This is a genomic window from Bacillus nitratireducens, from assembly GCF_036320425.1.
Taxonomy (GTDB): Bacteria; Bacillota; Bacilli; order Bacillales; family Bacillaceae_G; genus Bacillus_A; species Bacillus_A nitratireducens.
In genome coordinates this window covers 501,612-527,217 of sequence record NZ_JAUMJO010000005.1, presented here as the reverse complement: position 1 = coordinate 527,217, position 25,606 = coordinate 501,612, and the positions used below count along the sequence as shown (strand labels likewise).

The 25,606-nt window shown below is 37.2% G+C and carries 29 protein-coding genes and 1 riboswitch; of the genes, 3 read left to right on the top strand and 26 right to left on the bottom strand.

Annotated features, from left to right (window positions below):
• Positions 1–16: 16 nt before the first annotated feature.
• The 14 genes from sufU to Q3V31_RS21435 all read right to left on the bottom strand — a co-directional run bounded on the left by sufU (position 17) and on the right by Q3V31_RS21435 (position 11,280).
• Positions 17–448 (bottom strand): Fe-S cluster assembly sulfur transfer protein SufU, encoded by a 432-nt coding sequence (gene sufU, locus Q3V31_RS21500; protein WP_000009523.1) that lies wholly within the window; start codon positions 446–448, stop codon positions 17–19.
• A complete protein-coding gene (sufS, locus tag Q3V31_RS21495) occupies positions 438–1,658 on the bottom strand; it encodes a cysteine desulfurase SufS (protein ID WP_001020755.1) in 1,221 nt (406 codons plus the stop codon). Before sufS ends, sufU begins: the two co-directional genes overlap by 11 nt.
• A complete protein-coding gene (gene sufD, locus Q3V31_RS21490; protein WP_329767115.1) occupies positions 1,658–2,950 on the bottom strand; it encodes a Fe-S cluster assembly protein SufD in 1,293 nt (430 codons plus the stop codon). Before sufD ends, sufS begins: the two co-directional genes overlap by 1 nt.
• Before the next feature lie 15 nt (positions 2,951–2,965).
• Positions 2,966–3,751: a Fe-S cluster assembly ATPase SufC gene (sufC, locus tag Q3V31_RS21485; RefSeq protein WP_000929162.1), complete on the bottom strand. Its 786-nt coding sequence runs from the start codon at positions 3,749–3,751 to the stop codon at positions 2,966–2,968.
• Between the two features lie 238 nt (positions 3,752–3,989).
• Entirely contained in the window at positions 3,990–4,796 is an 807-nt protein-coding gene (gene metQ / locus Q3V31_RS21480; RefSeq protein ID WP_283790902.1) for a methionine ABC transporter substrate-binding lipoprotein MetQ, read from the bottom strand.
• 71 nt (positions 4,797–4,867) lie between these two features.
• On the bottom strand, positions 4,868–5,680 hold the full coding sequence (gene metQ / locus Q3V31_RS21475) for a methionine ABC transporter substrate-binding lipoprotein MetQ (protein ID WP_329767098.1): 813 nt from the start codon (positions 5,678–5,680) through the stop codon (positions 4,868–4,870).
• A gap of 22 nt (positions 5,681–5,702) precedes the next feature.
• Positions 5,703–6,368, bottom strand: coding sequence for a methionine ABC transporter permease (locus Q3V31_RS21470; protein WP_002089380.1), 666 nt, complete (start codon positions 6,366–6,368; stop codon positions 5,703–5,705).
• Positions 6,361–7,386, bottom strand: a complete 1,026-nt coding sequence (locus tag Q3V31_RS21465) for a methionine ABC transporter ATP-binding protein (protein ID WP_329767097.1) — start codon at positions 7,384–7,386, stop codon at positions 6,361–6,363. The genes Q3V31_RS21470 and Q3V31_RS21465 overlap by 8 nt, the downstream gene beginning before the upstream one ends.
• Positions 7,387–7,696: 310 nt before the next feature.
• Positions 7,697–7,804: riboswitch (SAM riboswitch) on the bottom strand.
• 125 nt (positions 7,805–7,929) lie between these two features.
• Positions 7,930–8,274, bottom strand: a complete 345-nt coding sequence (locus tag Q3V31_RS21460; RefSeq protein WP_000781227.1) for a hypothetical protein — start codon at positions 8,272–8,274, stop codon at positions 7,930–7,932.
• Positions 8,275–8,428: 154 nt separating this feature from the next.
• On the bottom strand, positions 8,429–8,737 hold the full coding sequence (locus tag Q3V31_RS21455) for a thioredoxin family protein (protein ID WP_289397594.1): 309 nt from the start codon (positions 8,735–8,737) through the stop codon (positions 8,429–8,431).
• Positions 8,738–8,740: 3 nt separating this feature from the next.
• A complete protein-coding gene (locus Q3V31_RS21450; RefSeq protein ID WP_000640865.1) occupies positions 8,741–9,085 on the bottom strand; it encodes a toprim domain-containing protein in 345 nt (114 codons plus the stop codon).
• Between the two features lie 375 nt (positions 9,086–9,460).
• Positions 9,461–9,844, bottom strand: coding sequence for a glycine cleavage system protein GcvH (gcvH, locus tag Q3V31_RS21445; RefSeq protein WP_000026895.1), 384 nt, complete (start codon positions 9,842–9,844; stop codon positions 9,461–9,463).
• 41 nt (positions 9,845–9,885) lie between these two features.
• Positions 9,886–10,251 (bottom strand): arsenate reductase family protein, encoded by a 366-nt coding sequence (locus Q3V31_RS21440; RefSeq protein WP_000218970.1) that lies wholly within the window; start codon positions 10,249–10,251, stop codon positions 9,886–9,888.
• 501 nt (positions 10,252–10,752) lie between these two features.
• Positions 10,753–11,280, bottom strand: coding sequence for a hypothetical protein (locus tag Q3V31_RS21435; RefSeq protein ID WP_000830433.1), 528 nt, complete (start codon positions 11,278–11,280; stop codon positions 10,753–10,755).
• A 144-nt stretch (positions 11,281–11,424) separates the two neighbouring features.
• Between Q3V31_RS21435 and Q3V31_RS21430 the strand changes: the two genes are divergently transcribed.
• On the top strand, positions 11,425–12,072 hold the full coding sequence (locus Q3V31_RS21430) for a phosphatase PAP2 family protein (protein WP_000787715.1): 648 nt from the start codon (positions 11,425–11,427) through the stop codon (positions 12,070–12,072).
• Between the two features lie 56 nt (positions 12,073–12,128).
• Here Q3V31_RS21430 and Q3V31_RS21425 read toward each other — a convergent pair whose 3' ends face one another.
• The 11 genes from Q3V31_RS21425 to Q3V31_RS21375 form a co-directional block, all read right to left on the bottom strand.
• On the bottom strand, positions 12,129–13,142 hold the full coding sequence (locus tag Q3V31_RS21425; RefSeq protein ID WP_000666165.1) for a PTS sugar transporter subunit IIC: 1,014 nt from the start codon (positions 13,140–13,142) through the stop codon (positions 12,129–12,131).
• 22 nt (positions 13,143–13,164) lie between these two features.
• Entirely contained in the window at positions 13,165–14,115 is a 951-nt protein-coding gene (locus Q3V31_RS21420; protein WP_002079696.1) for an L-lactate dehydrogenase, read from the bottom strand.
• Between the two features lie 245 nt (positions 14,116–14,360).
• The gene (locus Q3V31_RS21415; protein ID WP_001002991.1) at positions 14,361–14,609 is read right to left on the bottom strand and encodes a spore coat protein; all 249 of its coding nucleotides are present in this window, start codon (positions 14,607–14,609) and stop codon (positions 14,361–14,363) included.
• Positions 14,610–14,622: 13 nt separating this feature from the next.
• Positions 14,623–14,808 (bottom strand): hypothetical protein, encoded by a 186-nt coding sequence (locus Q3V31_RS21410; RefSeq protein ID WP_001180550.1) that lies wholly within the window; start codon positions 14,806–14,808, stop codon positions 14,623–14,625.
• 663 nt (positions 14,809–15,471) lie between these two features.
• The gene (locus Q3V31_RS21405) at positions 15,472–15,759 is read right to left on the bottom strand and encodes a DUF2178 domain-containing protein (RefSeq protein ID WP_000029290.1); all 288 of its coding nucleotides are present in this window, start codon (positions 15,757–15,759) and stop codon (positions 15,472–15,474) included.
• On the bottom strand, positions 15,756–15,983 hold the full coding sequence (locus Q3V31_RS21400) for a helix-turn-helix transcriptional regulator (protein ID WP_000813830.1): 228 nt from the start codon (positions 15,981–15,983) through the stop codon (positions 15,756–15,758). Before Q3V31_RS21400 ends, Q3V31_RS21405 begins: the two co-directional genes overlap by 4 nt.
• Positions 15,984–16,166: 183 nt before the next feature.
• Positions 16,167–16,724, bottom strand: a complete 558-nt coding sequence (locus Q3V31_RS21395; protein WP_000074930.1) for a TetR/AcrR family transcriptional regulator — start codon at positions 16,722–16,724, stop codon at positions 16,167–16,169.
• A 3-nt stretch (positions 16,725–16,727) separates the two neighbouring features.
• Complete coding sequence (locus Q3V31_RS21390; RefSeq protein WP_329767084.1) at positions 16,728–17,450, bottom strand: MBL fold metallo-hydrolase; 723 nt, start codon at positions 17,448–17,450, stop codon at positions 16,728–16,730.
• A gap of 138 nt (positions 17,451–17,588) precedes the next feature.
• Positions 17,589–19,373, bottom strand: a complete 1,785-nt coding sequence (locus Q3V31_RS21385) for an acyl-CoA dehydrogenase family protein (RefSeq protein ID WP_000416295.1) — start codon at positions 19,371–19,373, stop codon at positions 17,589–17,591.
• Between the two features lie 262 nt (positions 19,374–19,635).
• Entirely contained in the window at positions 19,636–20,808 is a 1,173-nt protein-coding gene (locus Q3V31_RS21380) for an acetyl-CoA C-acetyltransferase (RefSeq protein ID WP_001206340.1), read from the bottom strand.
• A gap of 21 nt (positions 20,809–20,829) precedes the next feature.
• A complete protein-coding gene (locus Q3V31_RS21375) occupies positions 20,830–23,211 on the bottom strand; it encodes a 3-hydroxyacyl-CoA dehydrogenase/enoyl-CoA hydratase family protein (protein WP_329767078.1) in 2,382 nt (793 codons plus the stop codon).
• 237 nt (positions 23,212–23,448) lie between these two features.
• On the opposite strand from Q3V31_RS21375, the gene Q3V31_RS21370 reads away from it, so the two are divergent.
• On the top strand, positions 23,449–23,595 hold the full coding sequence (locus Q3V31_RS21370; RefSeq protein WP_001096346.1) for a YuzL family protein: 147 nt from the start codon (positions 23,449–23,451) through the stop codon (positions 23,593–23,595).
• Positions 23,596–23,682: 87 nt separating this feature from the next.
• Positions 23,683–24,522 carry a D-alanyl-D-alanine carboxypeptidase family protein gene (locus Q3V31_RS21365; protein WP_071734595.1) on the top strand — a complete coding sequence of 280 codons (840 nt, stop codon included), beginning with the start codon at positions 23,683–23,685 and terminating at the stop codon, positions 24,520–24,522.
• Positions 24,523–24,544: 22 nt separating this feature from the next.
• Here the strand turns inward: Q3V31_RS21365 and Q3V31_RS21360 are convergent, their stop codons facing one another.
• On the bottom strand, positions 24,545–25,462 hold the full coding sequence (locus Q3V31_RS21360) for a proline dehydrogenase family protein (RefSeq protein ID WP_000436766.1): 918 nt from the start codon (positions 25,460–25,462) through the stop codon (positions 24,545–24,547).
• Between the last annotated feature and the right edge of the window lie 144 nt (positions 25,463–25,606).

Sequence of the window (25,606 nt, the reverse complement as noted above, 5' to 3'; positions counted from 1 at the left end):
TTAGGAACCTTTAACATTACTTATCTTCGTTTAAGCCCTTTTCTAACGCTTTCCACGCTAATGTTGCACATTTAATACGTGCAGGGAACTTGCATACGCCTTGTAATGCTTCAATATCTCCTAAATCAATGCTGTCATCGTACTCTTTTCCTAGCATCATGTCAGAGAAAATTTTAGAAAGCTGAAGTGCCTCTTCAATTTTCTTACCTTTTACTGCTTGTGTCATCATCGAAGCTGAAGACATTGAGATAGAACACCCTTCTCCTTCAAACTTCGCCTCTTGTACAATACCTTCTTCTACTTTCATCGTAAGTTGAATACGATCGCCGCAAGTTGGATTGTTCAAGTTAACGGTAACACTATCTTCTAGCACGCCATGGTTACGAGGATTTTTATAATGATCCATAATAACTTGACGATATAACGTATCTAAATTATTAAATGACATTTGTGAAATACTCCTTTGTCTTGATTAGCGATTCAACAAATGTATCAATTTCTTCTTTTGTATTATATAAATAGAAGCTTGCACGTGCTGTAGAAGAAGCTTTTAGCCACTTCATAAGCGGTTGTGCACAGTGATGTCCTGCGCGAACCGCAATGCCTTCTACATCTAATACAGTTGCTACATCGTGAGGATGTACGTCTTCAATATTAAATGTAACTAGACCAGCGCGATGCTTCGGACCATAAATTGTAACGCCATCTACTTCTGATAGTCTTTCTAAAGCGTATTGCGCTAATTCATGCTCATGCTTTTCAATATTATCAAGACCGATTTCTTCTAGGAAATCAATTGCCGCACCAAGTCCGATTGCATTACCGATAATCGGTGTACCTGCTTCAAACTTCCACGGAAGCTCTTTCCACGTAGATTCTTGTAAATCTACGAAATCAATCATTTCACCACCAAACTCAATTGGCTCCATATTGTTTAGCAATTCTTTCTTACCATATAATACGCCGACACCTGTTGGTCCGCACATCTTATGAGCAGATAATGCGTAGAAATCACAGTTTAAATCTTGTACATCCACTTTCATATGAGGTGCACTTTGTGCTCCATCAACGATCATGATTGCACCGTTTTCATGTGCGATTGCTCCGATTTCTTTTACAGGGTTAATCGTTCCAAGTACGTTTGACACGTGCATAATAGAAACGATTTTTGTATTCGGTGTAACTGTTTGACGAACATCTTCTAAAGAAATTGTACCGTCTGGTTGAAGCGGAAGGTATTTTAAAGTTGCGCCAGTTTTCTTCGCAACTTGTTGCCACGGAATGATGTTACTGTGGTGCTCCATGTAAGAGATGACGATTTCATCGCCTTCTTTTACATTATCAAGACCATAGCTAGCTGCTACTGTATTTAATGCAGTTGTCGTTCCGCGCGTGAAAATAATCTCTTCCATTGATTTCGCGTTAATAAACTTGCGAACTTTCTCACGTGCACCTTCATACGCGTCGGTAGCTTTCGTACCGAGCGTATGAACACCGCGATGCACGTTAGAATTATATTCTTTATAGTAACGTTCTAACGTTTCAATGACTTGAATTGGTTTTTGAGAAGTTGCTGCACTATCGAAATAAACAAGTTGTTTGCCGTTCACTTTTTGATCAAGAATTGGAAACTGTTTGCGTATTTCATGAATATTCATTAGCGAACTTTCCTTTCAATTACCTCAACAAGCTGTGCTTTTACTCCTTCAATTGGAAGCTCATTTACTACAGGTGCTAAGAATCCATGGATGACTAAACGTTCTGCTTCGCGTTTTGGAATACCACGGCTCATCAAGTAGTATAATTGGTACGGATCTACGCGGCCTACTGAAGCTGCGTGACCTGCCATTACATCATCTTCGTCAATTAAAAGAATTGGGTTTGCATCCCCGCGAGCTTTTTCATCTAACATAAGAACGCGAGAAGATTGTTGTGCATTTGATTTAGATGCACCGTGTTCAATCTTACCAATTCCGTTAAAGATAGATGTTGCACTATCTTTTTGTACACCGTGTTTTAAGATCCAACCTTCAGAGTGTTTACCGAAGTGAACAACTTTAGTTGTAAAGTTTTGCGTTTGGTTACCACGGCCAATTGTTACTGTTTTCGTATCAGCATATGAACCGTCGCCCATTAAGTTCGTAACGTTCTCTGAAATTGTGTTTCCGTCATTCATAAGGCCTAGAGCCCAATCAATACGGCCGTCGCGTCCAACAACACCGCGGCGGTTAACGTAAGTTGTTACGTCTTTTGCTAATAGATCAACCGCACCGAATTTCACTTGTGCGCCTTGTTCCACGATTACTTCTGCTACGATATTTGCAATACCTTTAACATTTTCATTTGCAACGTAGTTTTCTACATAAGTTGCAGTACTGTTCGCATCAGCTACGAATAATACGTGGTTATATACGTTAGCTTCTTCGCCGTCTACTAAGAATACAGCTTGAAGTGGAGTTTCAAGAACAACGTTTTTCGGAACATATACGAATGCACCGCCGTTGATTAATGCAGCATGAAGTGCAGTTAGACGATGCTCGTCTACTTTCACGCCATCTTTCATTAAATACTTTTGTAATAATTCAGCATGCTCTGTTGCAGCTGTTACGATGTCTGTAAAAATAACACCTTTTTCTTTTGCTTCGTCTGCTAAAGAAACGAAAGCAGTTGTACCAGTACGTTGTACTAATACGCTGTTATTTTCATCGATTAAGTTTTTCACTGCTTCTGGAAGCTCTGTTAAAGAACTTACAGGCTCTTGCTTAGCAGCGTCGCCTTTTCCGATAAAATCCCATTTTTCAATTTTCGTTTTATCAGGCGTTGGCATTGGAAGTTCAGTTGCTTGTGCAAGAGCTTGTAAGCGGAACTCAGTCAACCAAGCAGCTTCGTTTACTTCGCTTGCGCGCTGACGGATTGTTTCTTGATCGAAAGGTAATGTACCGATTGTCATGTTTATGCTCCTCTCTTACGCTTCTTGCTCTGCTGTTTCGTCTTCAATACCTAATTCTTTTTTAATCCAGTCGTAACCTTCAGCTTCTAGACGTTGTGCAAGCTCAGGGCCACCAGATTTAACGATACGACCGTTCATCATAACGTGAACGAAGTCTGGAGTGATGTAGTTTAATAAACGTTGGTAATGCGTAATCATTAGGCAACCGAACTCTTCGCCGCGCATTTGGTTAATACCTTTAGATACAACTTTTAATGCATCGATATCAAGACCTGAGTCGATTTCATCTAAGATTGCGATTTTTGGCTCAATCATCATTAATTGAAGAATTTCGTTACGTTTTTTCTCTCCACCAGAGAAACCTTCGTTTAAGTAACGTTGTGCCATTTCTGGATCCATTTCTAGGAATTCCATGTTTTTATCTAAAGTACGGATAAATTTCATAAGAGAAATTTCATCGCCTTCTTCACGACGTGCATTAATTGCAGAACGTAAGAAGTCCGCGTTTGTTACTCCACTAATTTCACTTGGATATTGCATTGCTAAGAATAGACCTGCTTGTGCGCGCTCGTCTACTTCCATTTCTAATACATCTTCACCGTCGATGATGATGCTACCTTCTGTTACTTCATACTTTGGGTGACCCATAATTGCAGAAGATAAAGTTGATTTACCTGTTCCGTTAGGTCCCATAATTGCGTGGATTTCTCCACCTTTTACTTCAAGGTTTACACCTTTTAAAATTTCTTTACCGTCGATTGATACGTGTAAGTCTTTAACCGTTAATGTAGAACCAGCCATCTCAATACCTCCATTAATCCTCTATATACATTTTAAAAATTCCTAAAACGTTCATATTCTCATTTTATTCTCATTCTAATTTTATATCAAATAAAATGATATCGCAAACGACGAAAAAAAGTAACAATTTTTTCACAAATGTATATAAGTATTTCCCTTGCATCCTTATATGATACACCTTTCTTCTTATTTATATAAAGAAAAAAGGACTGGTAATTTTCCAGTCCTTCCCTTACATTTATTCACTTACCGGAAGTACAGCACCTTTATATTCTTTATTAATAAAGTCCTGAATTTCTTTTGAATGTAGTACTTCTACTAGTTCTTTAATTTCTTTTTTCTTCTCGTCACCTTTACGAACTGCAATAATATTTGCATAAGGAGAGTCTGATCCTTCAATTGCAATTGCATCCTTTGTTGGATTTAATTTCGCATCAATTGCGTAGTTTGAATTAATAAATAGAGCATCACCTTCATTGTTTTCGTACAGCTTCGGTGAAAGTCCAGGCTCTACATCTGTTTTAAACTTTAAATTTTTCGGGTTTTCTACAACATCTTTTACTGTTGCCTTAACAACATCTACACCATCTTTTAATTTAATAACGCTGCCTTTTTGTAATAACGCTAACATACGGCCACGCTCAGCTACGTTATTACTCATAATAACTGTTCCGCCATCTGGAAGTTCTTTTAAGCTTTTATATTTCTTAGAATAAATGCCCATTGGCTCTAAATGAATCTTTCCTGCATTTACAATTTTGTATCCTTTTTCTTGAATTTCTTTATCTAAATACGGAATGTGCTGGAAGTAGTTCGCATCAATTTCTTTATCCGCTAACGCTTTATTCGGCAGAACATAATCCTGGAACTTTTTAATCTCTAATTTAATGCCCTTTTTCTCTAGTATCGGCTGTGCCTTTTCCAAAATAACAGCGTGCGGTACGTTAGAAGCTCCAACAACAAGCTTATTCTCCTCTTTTCCCCCGCAAGCAGCTAGTGTAAATACAGATAATGCTGTAACAACTGACAATAGAATCTTTTTCATATGATGTCCCCTTCTCCCCTATAGTTATGTAGTAAAAAAAGGACCGGCATACACCAGCCCTTTTTCAGCAATTATTCTTTTACAGGAACAACTGCCCCTTTATATTCTTTATTAATAAAGTCTTCAATTTCTTTAGAATGCAGTACTTCTACAAGAGCTTTAATCTCTTTTTTATCTTTATCGCCTTTACGAACAGCTACTACGTTTGCGTATGGAGAATCATCGCCTTCAATTGCAATTGCATCTTTTTCTGGGTTTAATTTCGCATCGATTGCATAGTTAGAGTTAATTAAAACCGCATCGCCTTCTTTATTGTTATACACTTGTGGCAATAGACCCGGCTCAATATCTGTTTTGAATTTTAAGTTTTTCGGATTATCTGCAATATCTTTTGGAGTTGCTTTAACTGGCTCTACTCCGTCTTTAATTTTTAAAATGCCTTCTTTTTGTAAAATTGCTAAACCACGACCATGATCAGTAACAGAATTACTCATAATAATTGTCGCTCCATCTGGAAGTTCTTTTAAGCTCTTATATTTTTGAGAATACACACCAATCGGTTCTAAATGAATTTTCCCTGCTATTTCAAAATCATATTTCTTATCTTTAATTTCTTTTTCTAAATACGGAATGTGCTGGAAGTAGTTAGCATCTAATTCTTTATCTGCTAACGATTTATTCGGTAACACGTAGTCTTGGAATTTTTTAATTTCTAACTCAATTCCTTTTTTCTCAAGTAACGGTTTTGCCTTTTCTAAAATTTCAGCGTGCGGTACGTTAGAAGCACCAACAACTAGTTTCTTTTCATCTTTATCTTTCCCGCCACAAGCAGCTAGCCCAAAAATTGAAGTTGTAATAAGTGCTGTAAGTAATAATTTTTTCATTTGAAATATCCCCCTGTTTTCATTATCTTTTATCTATTCGAGTCGTTAAACTATCACCAATCCACTGAATGAAAAATACAACTAGTAATACACAAATTGTCGCAACGATTGTTACATCGTTATTTCCTCTCTGGAACCCCTCTAGATAAGCAAGTGTTCCAAGGCCACCAGCACCAACAACTCCTGCCATTGCTGTATAGCCTACTAAAGCAATTGTTGTAACCGTAATACCAGATACTAACGCTGGTAACGATTCTGGAATTAACACCTTCAAAATAATTGTGCTTGTTTTTGCTCCCATCGCTTTTGAAGCTTCAATTACACCTTTATCAATCTCGCGAAGCGCGATTTCAACCATTCTCGCGTAAAACGGTGCTGCACCAATAATTAAAGCTGGCAGCGCTGCACTCGCTCCGAGTATTGTTCCAAGAAGAATCTTTGTGAACGGGATTAATAAAATAATTAAAATGATGAACGGTATCGAACGGAAAATGTTTACGAACGCTCCAATCACCGTATTAATTGCTTTGTTTTCCCATAAATTATCTTTCGCTGTCATAAAGAGTAATAGTCCTAAAATAAGTCCTAAAACAAATGTGGCAAGCGCTGCGATTGCCGTCATATATAACGTTTCACCAGTTGCTTCTAACATTTGATTCCAATCAATATTTGCGATTAACTTATCCATGTGCAATCACCTCCAGCTCTACTTGATCTTGATGAATTCCTTCTATCGCGTGCTGGATCGCTGTTTCCTCACCATTTAAATGAACAACTAAACTTCCGTAAGAACCATTATTCGTTTGTGCGATGTTTCCTTGCAAAATGCTAACTTCTATATCGCTGCGTTGCATTAATCTTTGAAGTACTGGTCTTTCTACAGCCTCACCGACAAACTGCAAGCGAATTACTTTTCCATCTGGATACTTTTCTATTAAGCTTTCAATCGTTTCATTCGTATCTTCAGAATCAGTTAATTGCTGTACGAAGCGTTTTGTAATGTCCTGCTTTGGATTACGGAATACGTCAAGTACTGGACCTGTTTCTACGATTTTCCCTTTCTCCATTACAGCAACTCGATTACAAATCTTCCGAATCACGTGCATCTCATGTGTAATTAATACAATTGTTAAGTTGAGGCGCTTATTAATGTCTAATAATAAATCTAAAATTTGATCCGTCGTTTCTGGATCAAGAGCTGACGTTGCTTCGTCACATAAAAGTACTTGTGGATTATTTGCTAACGCTCTTGCAATCCCAACGCGCTGCTTTTGTCCACCACTTAACTGAGATGGATACGCGTCTCCTCTTCCTTCTAATCCAACGAGATGAATTAACTCATCAACACGTTTTCTTCTCTTCGCCTTATCCACACCCGCAATTTCGAGTGGGAATTCGATATTTTCGCGTACAGTTCGTGACCAAAGTAAGTTGAAGTGCTGAAAAATCATTCCGATTTCTTGTCTTGCCTTACGAAGTTCACTTCCTGTAATTGCTGAAATTACACGATTTGCGATTGTAATTTGACCAGACGTTGGTTTCTCTAACTGATTAAACAATCTAATTAAAGAGCTTTTCCCAGCGCCACTATATCCGATAACACCAAATATTTCGCCTTTCTCTATTTGTAAGTTGGCGTTATCTACAGCAGTGACATCACCGCTTTTTGCCTTATATATTTTCTTTACATTTTCTAATAAGATCATGATGTTCACCCCTTTTTTGTTTAAAAAGCGTAAGCGGCTCGTTTAGAATGTGAAGTGGATGGAGCTTCTGACGTAGAGGCGCCTTTTGCCTCATAGGAAGAAGCGAAGCCATCGAACATTCTAGCCGCTGGAGCTAGATTTCATAAAACTTTGGATAGACTCCGCAATTTTTTTATTTTTGATGCGTGTAGTCCATCGGTATAACTCCTCTTATTATTTGAATGTCCTCCACATTCAAACAACAAAAAAACCTTTCCGCTTTTAGAGAAGCAGAAAGGTTTATATGCGTATATAACAACATTATCCCTCTCTCTCATCTCTCAAAGCATTTGCTTTGCAGGAATTGGCACCATTTCAACATAAGTTGACGGTTGCCGGGCTTCACAGGGCACAGTCCCTCCACCTCTCTTGATAAGAGAAATCAGATTAAATTTTCGTCTGATTTGTAATTTATGAAATTGTCTATATTTTATGAATTGAATTGTATCAATATCCATACGCCATGTCAACAGAAATTTTCGCAAAAAAAGAAACTTCAGACTTTTAAGCACCCACTGACATCGGCTTACATATATGAAACATTGATTCAATTAACAACATCGTTCGATACGTTCCCGAATATTGCACACGCCCATCGCTCATTAACGTCTGTAACCTTATATTTCCACTCACCAAACGTTTTACATCCTCTTCCCCTAAACACACGATTTGTTCTGTTCCTCTTTCCTCTTTCAAAAGTTCAATATAATCCCTTGAAATTTGTAATGAACAGCATTCATCTCCAAAACGAAAATTAACAGTTCTTTCTCCTTGTCTTAAAAGCGGTTCTAAATGATATTGACCATTAGCGTAATTTACAAATGATTGTAGCAAAGAATATAATTTCACCCTAAATCACATCCTTCATATCACTTTCTATTACACATACCATTCCCTCTCACTAAAGAGCAATCCTGTAATTTTCGCTCGACAAATACTGTAACCACCCTGCATCTCGACATATTTCCCAAGAAATATGTCGAGGCGGCAAAAACTTTGCCGCCTACTTTAATTCCGTATATAAATATTCAACCGAATGAAATGCATATATCTTCTTCATCAGTGTCCCATTTTCAAAAATAAGTAAACACGGCACACTTTCGATTCCATACTCTTTCGCTAAATGCGGAGCATAATTTAAATCTAACATTCCAATTTTCAAATCTTCAATCGTCATCTCGACAACCGTTAACATCTTTTTTGCTAATTGGCATGTTCCACACATTGGAGTATATACATATAACACTGTTTTTTCTTCGTTCTCTATTAGGGCTGTAGCTTCGGCTCCTGTCCAATCAATCACTTCTATCATTCCTTACCGTAAATATTCTGTATAAACGTCAATGTCAGCTCCCCATAATACATTTGCTAAGTGTGAAGATGGCGCAGTTGCCACTTCTCGGTACGAGCGATCAATATAAATATGCTCTGCTTGCGGAAATTCTTTTCGAAATTGTTTCCTTAACTTTTCTCCAGCATCATCAGCATCCACTAGCACATATACGTCCTTATCAAAAAATTGATCAATGAGCTCATCCATTTTCGACAAACCAATTGTACCATTTGTACAAACAATTTCCACCGGTTCACGAATAATAGATTCAATCTTTCTTCTATCTGATTTACCTTCTACAATAATGACTTTTTCCACATAAATCATATGTCATCACCCGATCACCATATACTATACAACCTTTAACTTAGTATATAGTATATTCGTTATTTTCATGTTGTTTCCTGTTTATTTTTGCAAAAGAAAAGCGCAAGCGGCTCGTTCAGATTGTGAGGGGGATGGAGCTTCTGACGTAAAGGCGCTTTTTGCCTTGTAGGAAGAAGCGAAGCCACTGAACAATCTAGCCGCTGGAGCTGGATCACAATAAAAAACAAAACCCGCTCAATCAACATGAAACATCTGCGAAAAAGTTTTTCAAAAATCTTCTCCTATATGATAATTAATATATATGTGCTTTCAAATTCATTATGTAACACAACATAAAAAAGGACAGCACAAAGGCTGTCCTTTAGTCGACTATAATTAGTCTTGGTTTGTCATTTCTGCATATTTTTCTGCAGTTAATAACTTCTCAACTTGGCTTGCATCAGAAAGTTCAACTTTAACCATCCATGCACCCTCGTATGGAGATTCGTTAACAAGTTCTGGTTGGTCACTTAATTCTTCGTTTACTGCTACAACTTTACCACTTACAGGTGCGTATAATTCAGAAACTGTTTTAACAGATTCTACGCTTCCGAATGGCTCGTCAGCTTGGATTGTTGCACCTACTTCAGGAAGTTCAACGAATACGATATCGCCTAACTCACCTTGCGCAAAATGAGTAATACCGATAACAACCGCATTACCTTCTGTTTTTACCCATTCGTGTTCTTCAGAGTAACGTAAATTATTTGGAATGCTCATGACTGTACCTCCAGTGAATGTATTAATTATGTAAAAATACCTTATTGGTACTTTTTCCACACACTTTCAAACTGCTCTTCGTTAAAACCAAGTGTTACACTCGTTCCATTTGTTACAATTGGACGTTTAATTAACATGCCATCAGATGCTAAAAGCTCGTACATTTCGTCTTCGCTTGCATCCTTTAACTTATCTTTTAAACCAAGTTCGCGGTAACGCATTCCACTTGTATTAAAGAATTTTTTTAATGGCAATTCACTTTTCTCATGTAAATTACGTAAATCTTCTTTTGACGGTGGATTTTCAACAATATGAATCATCTCATATGCTACATCATTTGCCTCAAACCATTTTTTTGCTTTTTGACATGTGCCACACTTTGGATATGAATAAAATGTTACTGTCATAAATTCACCTACTTTTTTACTTACCTTTACCTTTATCATATAGAAAACGTTTTATTATTTCAAACGATTATTCGCTAAACTTTTACTTATTTCGTGATAATTTTTAATAATCCTGCTAATTTTTCTTATTTTTCCGCCATTTGTTAAGAAAAAATAAATATATAAATTTTTTAGATTCTTCTCTCATCACCCGCCTAACATATATCTTAAACAAATGTTTGATTAACTACCTATTTTTCTTTGTTAGCCCTTGAGCTGCATTGCTTTCTTCCTACCGAACATACATCTTAAACAAACGTTTGATTAATTTCCTACTTTTCTTTGTTAACCTTTGAGCTGCATCGATTTCTTCCTACCGAACATACATCTTAAACAAACGTTTGATTAATTCCACATTTTTCTTTGTTAACCCTTGAGCTGCATCGATTTCTTCCTACCGAACATACATCTTAAACAAACGTTTCTTAAAAAAATAAGAAGCCTCGTTTACAGGCTCCTTCATCATCTATTCAAATAATCTGCAATTGTTTGAAATACTACGATATACATATTATGAATACTTTCTTCTGTATTTCCACCATTCGATAAACCAACTGCCCATTGTTGTCCTTCACCACTTCCGATATTTGCAAAACCTTGCGTATACATAGCATTTACATCTTTTCGTGCACTGTTATACTCTATCCCTTTTGTAATAAAAGTTGAATATGATTTATCTTGTAAACCAATAAAAAATACTGGTTTCTTTAGCGATGAAAATACATCTTTATACTGCTCTGTTGAGGCCTCTTGAAAGTGATTTTTCATTATTAGAAAACCATCCACTTCCTTAGATTTCTTTTCCAATTCCTCTAACTTCACATTTTCAAACTTTATATTCCTAAACGTATCTTTCGGCTTTTCACCAACAACTCCAATTACGAGTGCTCTCCCGTTGTATTCTAATTTCTCTCCTTCTTTATCCTTTGCACACCCAGTACTCACTAGGCATAACAATATAAAAACTAAGAAATAAAATGAACGCTTCATTTAGCACCCTCTCCCTCTTTTAAGTCAAGTGACAAAAATGTAAGGTAAATTCAAGAAAATGTAAGTGAAATCGATAGCCCAATTGGATTTTCTATATTATAATCAATTGAATTTACTTACATTACTAAAACATAGGAGCTTATCATGAAGAATTTTAAACTTTCATCTTTTCTTCCGTTAAGTTATATACTTCTACTCGTGCTCGTAAGTCCCCTTTACGATGTATTAAATAAATCCACTGTTCACGCAGTGGATGTCACAACTGTAGTAGATGATTGGATTCCATTTGTGAAAGCATTTATTATTCCTTATTTACTTTGGTTTCCTTACTTATACGGCGCACTTATTTATTACTGTTTTGCTGATCGAAAGCAATATTATGTCACTTTAAGTAGTGTAATTCTTGGAAAACTTGCTTGTTTTTCTATTTATTATTTTTGGCAGACAACTGTACCACGTCCAACAGTCGTTGGAACGGACGTATTTTCCGAACTAGTCCGCTATATTTATAGTATTGATCAACCAGTAAACTGTTTCCCAAGCATTCATGTCCTTACCACCTTTATAATTATGTTAGCTGCCTTTAGACGTAGAGAACAACATGCTTTTGAGTATTACATCCTTACGTTCTTCGGTACTCTTATTATTTTATCAACGCTATTTACAAAGCAACATGCTTTTGTAGATGCCGTTTCTGGAATGACACTCGCAAGCGTACTATACTTCGGTGTTCAGCTATTATTAGCAAAAGAAACAGTACGTGTTCCAGTAAAACAAAATCAAAAAATGTAAAAAGCAGACTGTGGCTTCTTCAGTCTGCTTTTCTCTATATTAAGGAGATTTTCAATTTAAGATTGCGGTACAGTCATATCACCAGAATGAATACGACCTGTTTTTTTAAGAGCAATGTAAAGTATATAAGAAACAGCTACTGGAATGATGATATAAGTGATTACCATCGCTGGGACAACTTCCCATCCTTGGCTGGAAATTAAATTAATTGGTGCGATAAGAGAACTTAATCCAAGACCTGCAATTTCTTTCCCTGCTTCCAGTTGGAAAATTAATGCTGATACTGGGCCTACTATAGCGCTGGCGACGACAGTTGGGACGAGAATCATTGGATTTTTAGTAATGTTCGGTAATTGTACTTTTGGAGTACAAAGTGCCTGAGCTAATATGCCACCTAAATTATTTTCTTTCGCTGAGATAACAGAGAATCCGATAAACTGAGCAACACATCCTGCAAGTGCTGCTCCTCCTGCAACACCATCTAAGCTAAGTGCTATCGCTAAAGCAGCTGATGAAGCTGGAGAGATAAGTAATAATCCCCAAACTACAGCAATCACGATAGAAGCGACGAACGGGCTACCAGCTGAACTATCTTTAATGAATGCTCCAACTGCATTTAAAACTGGGCTAATATTTTGAGCTAACCAAATACCGACTAAACCAGAACCTAATATTGCTGCAAATGGAACGAGCATCATATCTAAAGCAGTTTTTCCGCTTAATCGTTTACCAATATAAACTGCTAAAGTCGCTGTTAATAACGCACCGATTGGTTCACCTGTTTTAATAATGAGACCAGCTTCAGTAATTGAAATGGAACCTGCTCCAATTGCTCCGGCTACCATTGCTGAGAAAATTACGAGTCCGTTTGCACCAAGCATAAAAGCAATTCCGGCTCCAATTGCTGGTGCCATAAGTGATTTTGCAACAACTCCGATTGTAATAAGTAATGGGATATCAACAATTCTTCCTATATTTTCGATCAGTAAACCAATTCCAAGGGATACGAAAATACCCTGTGCGATTCCGGCAGAAGCTTTAAACACACGAGACATTATATATTCCTTCATTTGTTTCACCTTCTCCTATAATTTAGTAACCAATTGTCTTCATATAATCGCGTAAAACATCGTTTGATTTCGCAAAGCGGCTTTCTTCATCTTCTAATAAATTCAGTTCTACCACTTCTCTTACACCGTCTCTAGTAATAATTGCTGGTACTCCTGTACAAATATCGTATTCGCCATATTCGCCATCTAAAATAGCTGAAACAGCGATAACACGGTGATCATCATTGAAGATTGAGCGGGCAATATATGCTAGGGAATTTCCGATTCCGTAATAAGTAGTTCCTTTACGCTTATAAATTTCCCATCCAGCTTTTGCAGTCTTCTCAACAATTTCATCTAAATCTATTTCACCAAATCGTTCTTTTTGTTCCTCTAAAATTTGCAGAATTGGCTTTCCACCAACAGTTACGTGAGACCAAGCAACCATTTGAGAATCACCATGCTCTCCTAATGAATACCCATGAATACTACGAGGATCTACATGTAACATTTCAGATAAAATTGTTCTTAAGCGAGAAGAATCTAGTGATGTGCCAGTACCAAGTACACGATTTCTTGGTAAACCAGATAATTTCCAAACTTGATATGTAATAATGTCAACTGGGTTCGATGCGATTAAGAAAATGCCATCAAATCCACTTTCCATTACGCCATTCACAACACTCTCCATAATCTTAGCGCTTGCCCCTAAAGTGTCTAAACGACTTTGTCCAGGCTTCGGCGCTGGTCCTGCTGTAATAATTACAATGTCCATATCTTTGCAGTCTTCATAGCTTCCTGCATATACTTTTGTTCTTGTATTTGTAAAGTTAATACAGTGTGATAAATCCATTGCTTCCCCAACTGCACGTTCATGATTTATATCAATTAATAATAGCTCTTCGCAAATGCCTTGATTGACAATGGAATATGCACAACTTGATCCAACTAATCCAGTACCGATAATTGCAATTTTTCTTGTATTTCGTTTCATAGCAATCTCTCCTAATTGATCATATAATCTATTTCTTTTGTTCTTTACACCCCTAATTATATAGATTCCCACGATAGAAACCATGGATACTTTGTGAAATATTGAGCAAACTTTTGTCCTTTTTGTGAATTGTTATATTCCATTTTCGTCATATTTGTTACAACTGGAAAAATATTTATTATATATTTATTGACATGCCCAAAACAAAAAAACGAGCGACTTCATTCGCTCGTTTTTTCATCCCATTATTCCGCACTTAATTGACCTTTTAATTGCTGTACAATCATTGGGTTAGCAGGTGCTGCCGGTTTATAATAACTCTTTTGCTTTGCGTATTCATACATATTACGTTGACGCATCTCATCTTGATTACGAATTTGAATTAACGTTTGATGTAACTGTTCATTATCAGACTGAGAAATATAATTTGCATAACTTGTTAAACTTGCATTTAATCCTGCTAAATAATCATTTACCATATCTTTTTCATTCATCTTTCACTTCCTCCTATCCTAGGAAAGTCATTAATTGCTGTTTCGTATTTCGTGCATCTTGTGCATCCTTTTGTAACATTTGTTTCAGTTGTGGATCTGTACAAGCCTGTGCATACTGGTCTAATTTATTAATAATTGTTGCATGTCCACCAATTAAATGGCGTAAGTTTTCTACTTCAAGCTCTGTTAAATTTTGCATAGGATACTCCTACCTTTCTTCTTTCATTCTCCTTTAGTATTCTGCTCTTTCTAAATCATATTCATTAAAAAGCTTTCTTACATTTCAAATCAATCACGCCTATTTATAAATCCAATAAAATGTTATAATTACAGAAAAATACAAATTTTCAATAGGTAACCTATAACAACAATATAATCCCCAAACAACCCATAGCATAGTAGGTAGGTGTGCTTATGCAAAAACATTTTAAAGCTATCTTCTTAATAGTTTATGCAATCCTGTATGTAAAATTGTTGATTGATATATCAACTTTAAAACCACTATTCACTTCCATACCTTTACATATGTTATTTCTCATTGGTTTTTTGTTCATTGCGCTTAACAACTATAGAAATCGTAATACCACTTTTTTCTTAATATTTATTAGTGCAACTCTATTGGTAAGCGTTAGTTTAATGAAAAACACCCTTTTATAAACTCTACATAACAAAGGAGCAACGACTATGAAAACCCATGAATTCCTTACAGAAATCCAGAAAGGCTCTGAACCTACCCCCTATCAAGATCCTATTGCATTCAGTTTCGTTTGCTTTTTCTTAGCCATATACACATTTTTCAAACCTGCAAAATAATATCATTTAACAAGAAAGAGCCTCTAAACCATTAGAGACTCTTTTCCAGTTAATATCTTCTTTTTAAAACTACGATAGTTAAAGCATACGAACAAAGTACTCCAGCTAATAAAAATGCATTTGCTAACTTATACTGTTCGCCTGTCAATGAATATAGATTCCCGATTAAAAAGATAATTAAATATAGAAATAAAAATACAAACAATGAAATTTTAGCTGCATTCCCTGTAATATGCTCGCCTCTCTCATCTTCCCCCTCATTCTTCTGAAAACGTGTTGAATATAAAACACCTATTAGTCCTGCTACTGAGATTATTATCCCTATTACAATACTCATTCCGTTTCCCCCTCTATCTTATATTGAAAAACTTCATGAAACTCCTTACCTAAAATATGCGCAATTTCAAAAGCTAAAATTAAAGATGGATTGTAACGATTTGCTTCAATTGATGCGATCGTTTGTCTACTTACCCCAGCTTTGTTCGCTAAATCCGTTTGTGACCAGCGTTTTTCTGCTCTGAGTACAACGAGATTATTTTGTAAATTCCCACTCTGTTTCATAACCTCTCCTCGTTTTACATTATTTTCTATATTTTAATTGTAATTTATTTTTAACATCATGTAAACTATTTTTAACACAGATAAAGTGAAACTTCAATCCGCCCACCTACCGTTCTTTTGGAATCCTATGCACTAAAAAACCTTAGAATCGCTCCTAAGGTTTCATGTTGTCTCGCCTCTTATTCAATCTCTCATTACGTGTAATCCTTTAATAAATGTCTCCAATAATACATGTAAACTTGTATCTAAATCTAGTGGCAAACCAAATCCACCCTGCTGTTCAATCGACGCAAACCCATGACAAATACTTCTGAATCCACGCGTCGCATGAAGTGCATTCTCTCCTTCTAAGCCGTATTGTTGTAAAACATGAAGACAAAGCTTTACAATTCCGTCACCTGCTTTTCTTACTTCTTCATCTCGTAAAAAAGTCGCTTCATATAATCCAGGATGTTTGCGTACGAATGCTACATACGCTTCTCCTAAAGCATGAATTGCTTCATCCATACGTTTACCCTCGGCCGCTTCTTCCAGTCTGTTATGCAGCTCTTTTATTCCGTACATACCAAGATTTTTCCGTACATCTTGTAACCCTTTCACATGATTGTATAGCGAGGGAGAACGCACCCCTAATGTTTGCGCTAATGAAGCTAACGTTACTTCTTGTATTCCATTTATATCTGCAATTTCTGCTGCTGTTTCTACAATTTTCTGTAATGTAAGTCCGATTCTCGGTGACATCAATTAAACCTCTTTTCTACTTTCCATATTCCGCTTAGCTTCCTTAATAGCAAGTTTTATAGCAGCGCCTGGATCCTTTATCATTTTTCCATGTCCCGCCGCAAGCAAGGAAGGCTCATATTCTCTTAGCTTCTCTGCACTTTGTAATGATATTTCTTTGCTCCACGTTGCCATCGCAGGAAACGGAAACCAAAATTTCATTTGTCCCGAAACAGCCATACCTCCTCTTGTTTGGAAGGCATCCCCGACAATAAGAGCTTTATTTCGTACATCAAGAAACGACATGGATCCTGGCGTATGTCCCGGTGTCATAATCGCAAGAAGCGATCCAACTCGATCGCCATCTTCCAATAAAACATCAGGTACCGTTTTTACCTTTTTAGGTGCACCGCCTTTTATTGGTATATTTGGTTCATCCTTTTGTAACGACGTATCTCCCTCTAACAGCTTTGCGTCCCGCTTAGAAATATAGACTGGGACATCAGGAAGTACTTCTTTTAATTCGTCTAGCGCACCGATGTGATCATCATGCGCATGCGTTAATACAATCTTAGTAATTGGTTTCCCTATTTTCTCAGCCGCCTGTAAAATACCTTTTGCGCTATATGGCAAAGCTGCATCAATTAAAGTTAAACCATCTTCTTCCTCCACAAAGTAACAATTCACAGGAAACACTCTTGGTAAAAATGACAATTGATATACCGTTTTTTCATGTATCATTCTCATATTTCCAGCTCCCTTTCCGAAAAACTAATGCTATTAGTTTTATTATACTAACGGCATTAGTTTTATGTCACTAAAAATTTCATTTTTTCAAAAAAAAAGAACAGTAGTCGTATAAACGACTACTGTTCTTTAAAGGTATTAAACTGTGTAACGCTCATCTTCTAAAATTTTCGCAGCGATTTCACGTTTCTTCGGAATTACGTTAAGTGGCGTGTGGCGTGTTAATTTGCGTAATGATGATAACATCATGCGCAGCATGTCGCCATTTTCAACTGCGATAAGTGTTTCTTTCGCATCTGCTTCGATTTCGTTGAATGCTTCTTGGCAGAATACTTCAGTGTATAACACTTTTTGTTTATTCTTTTCAAGACCAGTTGTTTTAATTGCTTTTTCTGTACGAAGAACAGCTGATTCCATTGCGTAAAGGTTGCTTACGATGTCAGCGATATTCACAAGAATTTCTTGCTCTTTATCTAATGCTTTACCGTATTTTTGAGCAGCTAATCCAGCTACCATTAAACCGATTTTCTTCGCGTTAGTTACTAAATACTTTTGAAGTGCTAATGGCTCATCGCCTACTTCTTCTGGCATCATCATCATTAACTCTTCTTGTAATTTTTGTGCTTTTTGAAGAAGTGGTAATTCACCTTTCATCGCCTTACGTAAGAACGTACCTGGTACGATTAGGCGGTTAATTTCGTTCGTTCCTTCGAAAATACGGTTAATACGAGAATCACGGTACATTCTTTCAATCTCGTACTCTGCCATAAATCCGTAACCACCGTGAATTTGAACACCTTCATCTACTGTATAATCTAATACTTCAGAACCGAATACTTTATTTAAAGAGCACTCAATTGCATATTCAGCGATAGAAGCTGCTACTGCTTTACCGTCTTTTACTTCTTCTTCAGATAATGTGCTCATGCGGCTTTCGAATAAACCTACTGTACGATATACAGAGCTTTCAGCTGCATATGTTTTTGCTGCCATATTCGCAAGTTTCTCTTGAATTAATGGGAAGCGAGCGATTGGTTGTTTGAACTGTTGACGTTGATTTGCATATTGTGCTGAAATTTCTACTGCACGTTTCGCAGATCCAACTGTACCAACACCTAATTTATAACGACCGATATTTAAAATGTTGAACGCGATAATATGACCTTTACCGATTTCACCAAGTAGATTTTCTTTCGGTACTAATGCATCTTCTAAAATTAACGTACGAGTTGAAGAACATTTAATACCCATTTTCTTTTCTTCTGGGCTTGTAGATACGCCTGGATACTCTTTCTCTACGATAAATGCTGAGAAGTGCTCACCATCTATTTTTGCATATACAACAAATACATCAGCGAATGCAGAGTTTGTAATCCATTGTTTTTCACCATTTAATACGTAATGTGTACCTTCAGCATTTAAACGTGCAGTTGTTTTTGCACCTAATGCGTCAGATCCTGAACCTGGCTCTGTTAATGCGTATGCAGCTAATTTTTCACCAGTTGCAAGTAATGGTAAATACTTTTTCTTTTGCTCTTCGTTACCGAATAATACGATTGGTAATGATCCGATACCTACGTGAGCACCGTGAGTAATTGCAAAGCCACCTGCGCGAGAGAATTTCTCTGCGATTAACGCTGAGCTTACTTTATCAAGACCAATTCCGCCGTACTCTTCTGGTACGTCAGCGCCTAATAAACCAAGTTCACCAGCTTCTTTTAAAAGACGCACAGAACGATCAAACTCGTGTTGCTCTAAATATTCAAGCTCTGGAAGAACTTCATTTACGATAAAGTCCTCTGTCGTTTTTGCAATCATTTTATGCTCAGATGAAAAATCCTCTGGCGTAAACACTTGATCAATCGTAATCTCATCAACTAAAAAGCTACCGCCTTTAACCGCATTTCCTACTGTTTTTTCCATGAAAATTTCCTCCTTCATATTTCCATAAGCCGCTTCTCTCATTTTGAAAGAAGCTGGCTCTCCCGTTTATTTTTTATAAACCTTTGTTGCTTCCATTCTTTGCATTAGCGTCATCTCGTTCTGAGCGAGCCACCTGCACTTTTTATAATCTAGTTCCAGCGGCTAGAATGTTCGGTGGCTTCGCTTCTTCCTGCGAGGCAAAGAGCGCCTCTACGTCTGAAGCTCCATCCCCCTCACATTCTGAGCGAGCCGCTTCCACTTTTTATAGTAATTCAAATACTCCCGCTGCTCCCATTCCGCCGCCGATACACATTGTTACGATACCGAATTGTTGGTTGCGGCGTTTCATTTCGTGAATAAGGGATAGTGTTAGTTTTGCTCCTGTACAGCCAAGTGGATGTCCAAGTGCGATTGCACCGCCGTTTACGTTTACTTTTTCCTCATCTAAACCAAGTTCACGAATAACTTGGATCGATTGTGAAGCGAATGCTTCGTTTAGTTCGAATAGACCGATATCAGATAGCTCTAAGCCAGCTAATTTTAACGCTTTTGGAATTGCAGCGATTGGACCGATTCCCATTACTTCTGGTGGTACGCCAGCTACTGCAAATGAACGGAATTTTGCAAGTGGTTTCATGCCATCACTCACTGCTTTTTCACGATCCATTAATAGTACAGATGCTGCACCGTCACTCATTTGTGAAGAGTTACCAGCTGTTACAGAACCGCGAACGTTAAATGCTGGACGTAATTTACCTAAAATGTCTAGCGACGTTTCTGCTCTTACACCTTCGTCTTGTGCGAAAATGATTGTTTCTTCTTGCAGTTTGTTGTTTGATCCAACAGTACGTAACGTTACATCTACAGATACTGTTTCATCAGCAAAGTTCCCTGCAGCTAATGCTTTCGCAGCACGTTGATGACTTCTTACTGCAAATGCATCTTGTTCTTCACGAGAAATTCCATATTTCACAGCAACTTGCTCTGCTGTATGTCCCATACCCATATAATATTCTGGAGCTGCTTCTACAAGGCGACTATTTGGACGAACAACGTGTCCCATCATCGGAACTAAACTCATTGATTCCGCTCCGCCTGATAATACAGCTTCCGAGTGACCAAGCATAATGCGCTCTGCTCCGTAAGCGATACTTTGTAACCCTGAAGAACAGTAACGGTTAATTGTAATAGCTGGAACATCATAAGAAAGTCCTGCTAGTCCGCCGATATTACGGGCCATATTTAACCCTTGCTCTGCTTCTGGCATCGCACAACCGAAGATTAGATCGTCGATTGGTCCTTCATAATTCGCACGCTTTAACGTTTCCTTTACTACTAATGCCCCTAGATCGTCAGGACGAACTGTTTTTAATGAACCCCTCTTTGCTTTTCCAATTGGTGTTCTTGCTCCCGCAACAATGACAGCTTCTCTCATGAACGATATCTCCCCTCGTTATTAGTTACGTAATGGCTTTCCTTTTACAAGCATGTGCTGCATTCTTGCTTGTGATTTCATCTCACTTACTAAGCTAATAAATGCTTCACGTTCTACATCTAATAAATACTGCTCATCAACTTCTGTTCCGTACGGCACTTTTCCGCCCGCAATGACATATGCAAGTTTTTTCGCAATGTGAAGATCATGTTCAGAAATGTAACCTGATAAATGCATTGCTTCTGCACCAAGTACAAGCGTTGCATATCCTGTTTCACCAACAACTGGTATCTTTTTACGGATTGGTGCTTTATAGCCAGCTTCATATAAAGCAAGTGCTTTTTGTTTCGCATCATATAGTAAGTGATCACCATTCACACTAATACCGTCTTTATCGCCTAAGAAGTTGTTCGAGACAGCTTCTTGTGCTGATGTAGAAACTTTCGCCATCGCTACAGATTCGAATACTTTATTCGCAACTTTTTGCAGATCAAACTCTACACCGTTTGGCATTTTATTTAAGTGTTTAATGTATAGCTCTTTATTACCGCCTCCGCCAGGGATTAAGCCAACACCAACTTCTACTAAGCCCATATACGTTTCACTAGAAGCTTGAATGCTAGCAGCTGGTAAGCAAACTTCTGTACCTCCACCAAGCGTCATACCATATGGTGCTGCTACGACTGGCTTAGAAGAGTACTTAATTTTCGTCATTGCATCTTGGAAGTTTTTCACAACCCACTCAATTTCAAAGTAGTTGTCATCTTGTGCTTCCATTAAGATCATTGCTAGGTTCGCACCAACGCAGAAGTTCTTCGATTGGTTACCGATAACAAGACCTTTATAATTCTTTTCTACTTCATCAACAGCGTAGTTAATCATTTGCGTAATATCCATACCGATTGCATTGCTCTTCGAATGGAATTCTAAGCAAAGGATACCGTCACCTAAATCAATTAAGCTCGCTCCGCTATTTTTCTTTAATACGCCATTTTTCGCTTTTAATTGCTTAAGAGAAATTGCCTTTTTATTACGTTCGATTAGCTTATATTCGCCATTATCATAATAGTAGCTATCTCCGTTATCATGTTTGTAGAAAGTAGTGAAACCTTTCTCTACCATTTCTTTCACCCAAGTCGGAACAACTGCACCACTTTCTTCCATCTTTTGAACGGACTTTTCAACGCCAATTGCATCCCAAACTTCAAATGGTCCTTGCTCCCAGCCGAAGCCCCACTTCATGGCTTGGTCAATTGCAACGATATCGTCAGCAATTTCTTTATGAAGTTTTGCAGAGTATAAAAGAGTCGGTGTAATGATGTTCCATAACAACTCTCCTGCGCGGTCTTTCGCGTATACAAGCGCTTTCAATTTATTCGATAAACCTTTTTCTTGTTTACTTAACTCGATAGATGCAGCTTTTAATTTTTTGCGAGCTTCGTATTCCATCGTTTCAGGATTTAGTTCTAAAATTTCTTTTCCTTGTTTTAAGAAGAAGCCTTGACCTGTTTTGCTTCCAAGCCACTTTTTATCAAGCATGTCATGCATAAAAGCTGGTACTTTAAATACATCACGCTCTTCTTCTTTTACGTTTTCATATACGTTATTTGCAACGTGTACGAATGTATCTAAACCAACAACATCTAATGTACGGAACGTTGCGCTCTTCGGACGACCAATAAGTGGGCCTGTTACAGAATCAACTTCCCCAATGCTATAGCCGCGCTTAATCATTTCTTGTAATGTTACAAGCAAGCCATACGTACCGATGCGGTTTCCAATAAAGTTTGGTGTATCTTTTGCGATAACAACGCCTTTTCCAAGAACGTCTTCGCCAAATAGTTTCATGAAGCTTAATACTTGTGGATCAGTTTCTTTCGTCGGTATTACCTCTAGAAGTTTTAAATATCGTGGTGGGTTAAAAAAGTGTGTGCCTAAGAAGTGTTTCTGGAAGTCGTCTGAACGACCCTCTGCCATTTTTTCAACGGAAATGCCTGATGTATTTGAGCTCACAATTGAGCCTGGTTTACGAACAGCATCTACTTTTTCAAATAGTTTCTTTTTAATATCTAAGTTCTCAACTACTACTTCAATAATCCAATCTACATCAGCTAGACGCTCAAGATCATCTTCTAAGTTACCTGCTTCAATCAGTGCTAAATTTCCTTTCACTGTCAGAGGAGCTGGTTTTTGCTTTAATAGTTTTTGCACAGCCGTATTACTAAAACGATTTCTCACACTTTTATGTTCTAATGTAAGTCCCTTCGCTTCTTCTTCTTTCGTAAGCGCAGGTGGTACAATATCAAGCAATAATGTCGGAATACCAATATTAGCTAAGTGTGCCGCAATTCCTGAACCCATTACGCCTGAACCTAGAACAGCAGCCTTTTTAATTTGGAACATCCATTTCTCCCCCTATTCTTGAATGAATGCTCATTCAATTTTTCGACATAAGTCGCAATCAATGAGTGAGCCTCTACTAATAAATATATGATACAGTTTGAATTTTCGCAATATATTTATTGATAAAATTTTCTGAAATAAATATATTTCTTTCATTTGGCTATGCTATACATGTGTATTTTCTTCATTAAAATGCACTTTTCCTTTTTATAATCTGACGAAACTGGAGGAATATATATGGCAAAACTTAAGAAGAACCCTTCAAAAGCTGGAATTAGCGCAGCAAGCGTAACTGGAAATGCAGGCCCGCATAATCAAGGTGTTGAAAAAGGGCGTCAAGGTAATAACCAACAATATAAGAAGCATAATATGGGCGAAAAATAACGCTATATTTTTGGGCAGAGAACGTGGCATAATGATTAATGGCTGCTTTTTCTGCCCAATTTATTTGGAACAAAAGAGGGAATTATAATGAAACGAACAATAGTTATGATTGTAATGATTGCTACACTGTTTACAGGGATGATTTTCTTCTCTTATGCTCACAGACAACAAGCCGTAAGAGCGGATCAACCTAGTATTACTGGGCAATATGGAATTACAATCGATGCAGACACAGGTGAAATTTTGTATGGAAAACGCGAGGATGAGCGCTCTTATCCGGCTAGTATAGCCAAAATGATGACAACTCTTCTCTTACTTGAGAATGTAAAAGAAGATGAGGAAATTACAGTTACAGAAAACGCAATAAAAACAGAAAGTCAAAGTAAGAAGATTAAGCTTCGTGCTGGTGAAAAATTAAAACGTGATGAGGCATTAAAACTTATGCTTATCATTAGTGCAGACCCTATCGCTGAGTCAATTGCAGAACATATCGCAGGATCAAAAAATGAGTTTGTGAAAATGATGAATGCTAGGGCGAAGGAACTCGGGACGAAGCATGCAACTTTCAAAAATGCAAGCGGTGCTGATGCACTTGGAAATAAAGTATCACCTTATGACATTGCTATTATTACGAAAGAAGCATTAAAGTATCCAATTGTTTTAGATTATATGAATTCAACACATACTACTCTACATACTTCAGAGCGCTCTCCAAAAATTGCAAACTATGGACGAGAAGAACTATATGACGATCCATATGCGATTGGAAGTAAAAGTGGTCTATCAGCACTCGGAAAATACACAGTCGTAACAGTTGATAAAAAAGACGGTAAACGCGTCATTAACGTCGTGTTATCTTCTACTCGTACGCAGCTATACCCTGATACGAAGAAAATGGCGCACTACGCATTTCAGCAATTAAAATAACCAAGGAGTATTTTCTCCTTGGTTATTTTTTAACCATACCTTTTAATACGAACGCAACGTTTGCTGGACGCTCTGCTAGACGACGCATGAAGTAGCCATACCAGTCGTTTCCATAAGGCACGTAAACACGCATTTTGTAACCTTCTTTTACTAGCTCAAGTTGACGCTCATTACGAATACCATATAACATCTGGAATTCAAATTGGTCTCTTGGAATATTGTGTTCTTCGGCAAGTTTTTTCGTATATTCAATAATCGCTTCGTCATGTGAAGCAATTGCAGTATAATTTCCATTTAATAAGTGCATTTTAATAATTTTTTTATAGTTATCATCTACATCTTTCTTATCCGGGAACGCTACCTCTTCAGGCTCTTTATAGGCTCCTTTTACAAGACGTAAATTAGGACTATAAGCATTTAATTCTTCCATATCTTTTTCTGTACGATATAAGTAAGCTTGAATAACAGTACCAATATTATCGTATTCAGATTTTAACTGTTTAAAGATATCAATTGTTTTTCCGCAGCGCGTATAGTCTTCCATATCAATTGTAATAAACACACCGTTTTCTTTTCCAGCTTCTAAAATACGGCGCATATTGTTCATTACGATTTCATCAGAGATATCTAATCCCATAGAAGTCATCTTTAAAGAAAGCTGCGAATTAAGACCTTCTCTTCCAATTGCACGAATCGCTTCAATCGATTCGCTAGCCATTTCATTTGCTTCCGCTTCGTTATCAACGAATTCACCTAAATAATCGATCGTTACACAAAGCCCTTGCTTATTTAATGCTTTAATTGCTGCTGTCGCTAATTCAATCGTCTCCCCTGCGACGAAGCGACCCGCGCCAAAGCGTAAACCGTACTTTTTAGCCAGTTTTGTTAGCGCTTTATTTTTTGATAAAAAAAGAAACGAATTGCGCATTAATTGTTCCATGTAATTCACCCCTATGACTGTTCTTTATCTGTTTTTTACCCCTCTTCAAAATTATATCACTGTTTAAAATTATTTGATACAAATAATTATTTAGATAATTTATAAAATACTATAAAAATATTTAAAACCCCATATTCTTGCTTA

Coding starts and splice junctions, on each gene's coding strand:
- sufU (WP_000009523.1), bottom strand. CDS start 448: ATGTCATTTAATAATTTAGATACGTTATATCGTCAAGTTATTATGGAT.
- sufS (WP_001020755.1), bottom strand. CDS start 1,658: ATGAATATTCATGAAATACGCAAACAGTTTCCAATTCTTGATCAAAAA.
- sufD (WP_329767115.1), bottom strand. CDS start 2,950: ATGACAATCGGTACATTACCTTTCGATCAAGAAACAATCCGTCAGCGC.
- sufC (WP_000929162.1), bottom strand. CDS start 3,751: ATGGCTGGTTCTACATTAACGGTTAAAGACTTACACGTATCAATCGAC.
- metQ (WP_283790902.1), bottom strand. CDS start 4,796: ATGAAAAAGATTCTATTGTCAGTTGTTACAGCATTATCTGTATTTACA.
- metQ (WP_329767098.1), bottom strand. CDS start 5,680: ATGAAAAAATTATTACTTACAGCACTTATTACAACTTCAATTTTTGGG.
- Q3V31_RS21470 (WP_002089380.1), bottom strand. CDS start 6,368: ATGGATAAGTTAATCGCAAATATTGATTGGAATCAAATGTTAGAAGCA.
- Q3V31_RS21465 (WP_329767097.1), bottom strand. CDS start 7,386: ATGATCTTATTAGAAAATGTAAAGAAAATATATAAGGCAAAAAGCGGT.
- Q3V31_RS21455 (WP_289397594.1), bottom strand. CDS start 8,737: ATGATAGAAGTGATTGATTGGACAGGAGCCGAAGCTACAGCCCTAATA.
- Q3V31_RS21450 (WP_000640865.1), bottom strand. CDS start 9,085: ATGATTTATGTGGAAAAAGTCATTATTGTAGAAGGTAAATCAGATAGA.
- gcvH (WP_000026895.1), bottom strand. CDS start 9,844: ATGAGCATTCCAAATAATTTACGTTACTCTGAAGAACACGAATGGGTA.
- Q3V31_RS21440 (WP_000218970.1), bottom strand. CDS start 10,251: ATGACAGTAACATTTTATTCATATCCAAAGTGTGGCACATGTCAAAAA.
- Q3V31_RS21435 (WP_000830433.1), bottom strand. CDS start 11,280: ATGAAGCGTTCATTTTATTTCTTAGTTTTTATATTGTTATGCCTAGTG.
- Q3V31_RS21430 (WP_000787715.1), top strand. CDS start 11,425: ATGAAGAATTTTAAACTTTCATCTTTTCTTCCGTTAAGTTATATACTT.
- Q3V31_RS21425 (WP_000666165.1), bottom strand. CDS start 13,142: ATGAAGGAATATATAATGTCTCGTGTGTTTAAAGCTTCTGCCGGAATC.
- Q3V31_RS21420 (WP_002079696.1), bottom strand. CDS start 14,115: ATGAAACGAAATACAAGAAAAATTGCAATTATCGGTACTGGATTAGTT.
- Q3V31_RS21415 (WP_001002991.1), bottom strand. CDS start 14,609: ATGAATGAAAAAGATATGGTAAATGATTATTTAGCAGGATTAAATGCA.
- Q3V31_RS21410 (WP_001180550.1), bottom strand. CDS start 14,808: ATGCAAAATTTAACAGAGCTTGAAGTAGAAAACTTACGCCATTTAATT.
- Q3V31_RS21405 (WP_000029290.1), bottom strand. CDS start 15,759: ATGAGTATTGTAATAGGGATAATAATCTCAGTAGCAGGACTAATAGGT.
- Q3V31_RS21400 (WP_000813830.1), bottom strand. CDS start 15,983: ATGAAACAGAGTGGGAATTTACAAAATAATCTCGTTGTACTCAGAGCA.
- Q3V31_RS21395 (WP_000074930.1), bottom strand. CDS start 16,724: ATGTCACCGAGAATCGGACTTACATTACAGAAAATTGTAGAAACAGCA.
- Q3V31_RS21390 (WP_329767084.1), bottom strand. CDS start 17,450: ATGAGAATGATACATGAAAAAACGGTATATCAATTGTCATTTTTACCA.
- Q3V31_RS21385 (WP_000416295.1), bottom strand. CDS start 19,373: ATGGAAAAAACAGTAGGAAATGCGGTTAAAGGCGGTAGCTTTTTAGTT.
- Q3V31_RS21380 (WP_001206340.1), bottom strand. CDS start 20,808: ATGAGAGAAGCTGTCATTGTTGCGGGAGCAAGAACACCAATTGGAAAA.
- Q3V31_RS21375 (WP_329767078.1), bottom strand. CDS start 23,211: ATGTTCCAAATTAAAAAGGCTGCTGTTCTAGGTTCAGGCGTAATGGGT.
- Q3V31_RS21370 (WP_001096346.1), top strand. CDS start 23,449: ATGGCAAAACTTAAGAAGAACCCTTCAAAAGCTGGAATTAGCGCAGCA.
- Q3V31_RS21365 (WP_071734595.1), top strand. CDS start 23,683: ATGAAACGAACAATAGTTATGATTGTAATGATTGCTACACTGTTTACA.
- Q3V31_RS21360 (WP_000436766.1), bottom strand. CDS start 25,462: ATGGAACAATTAATGCGCAATTCGTTTCTTTTTTTATCAAAAAATAAA.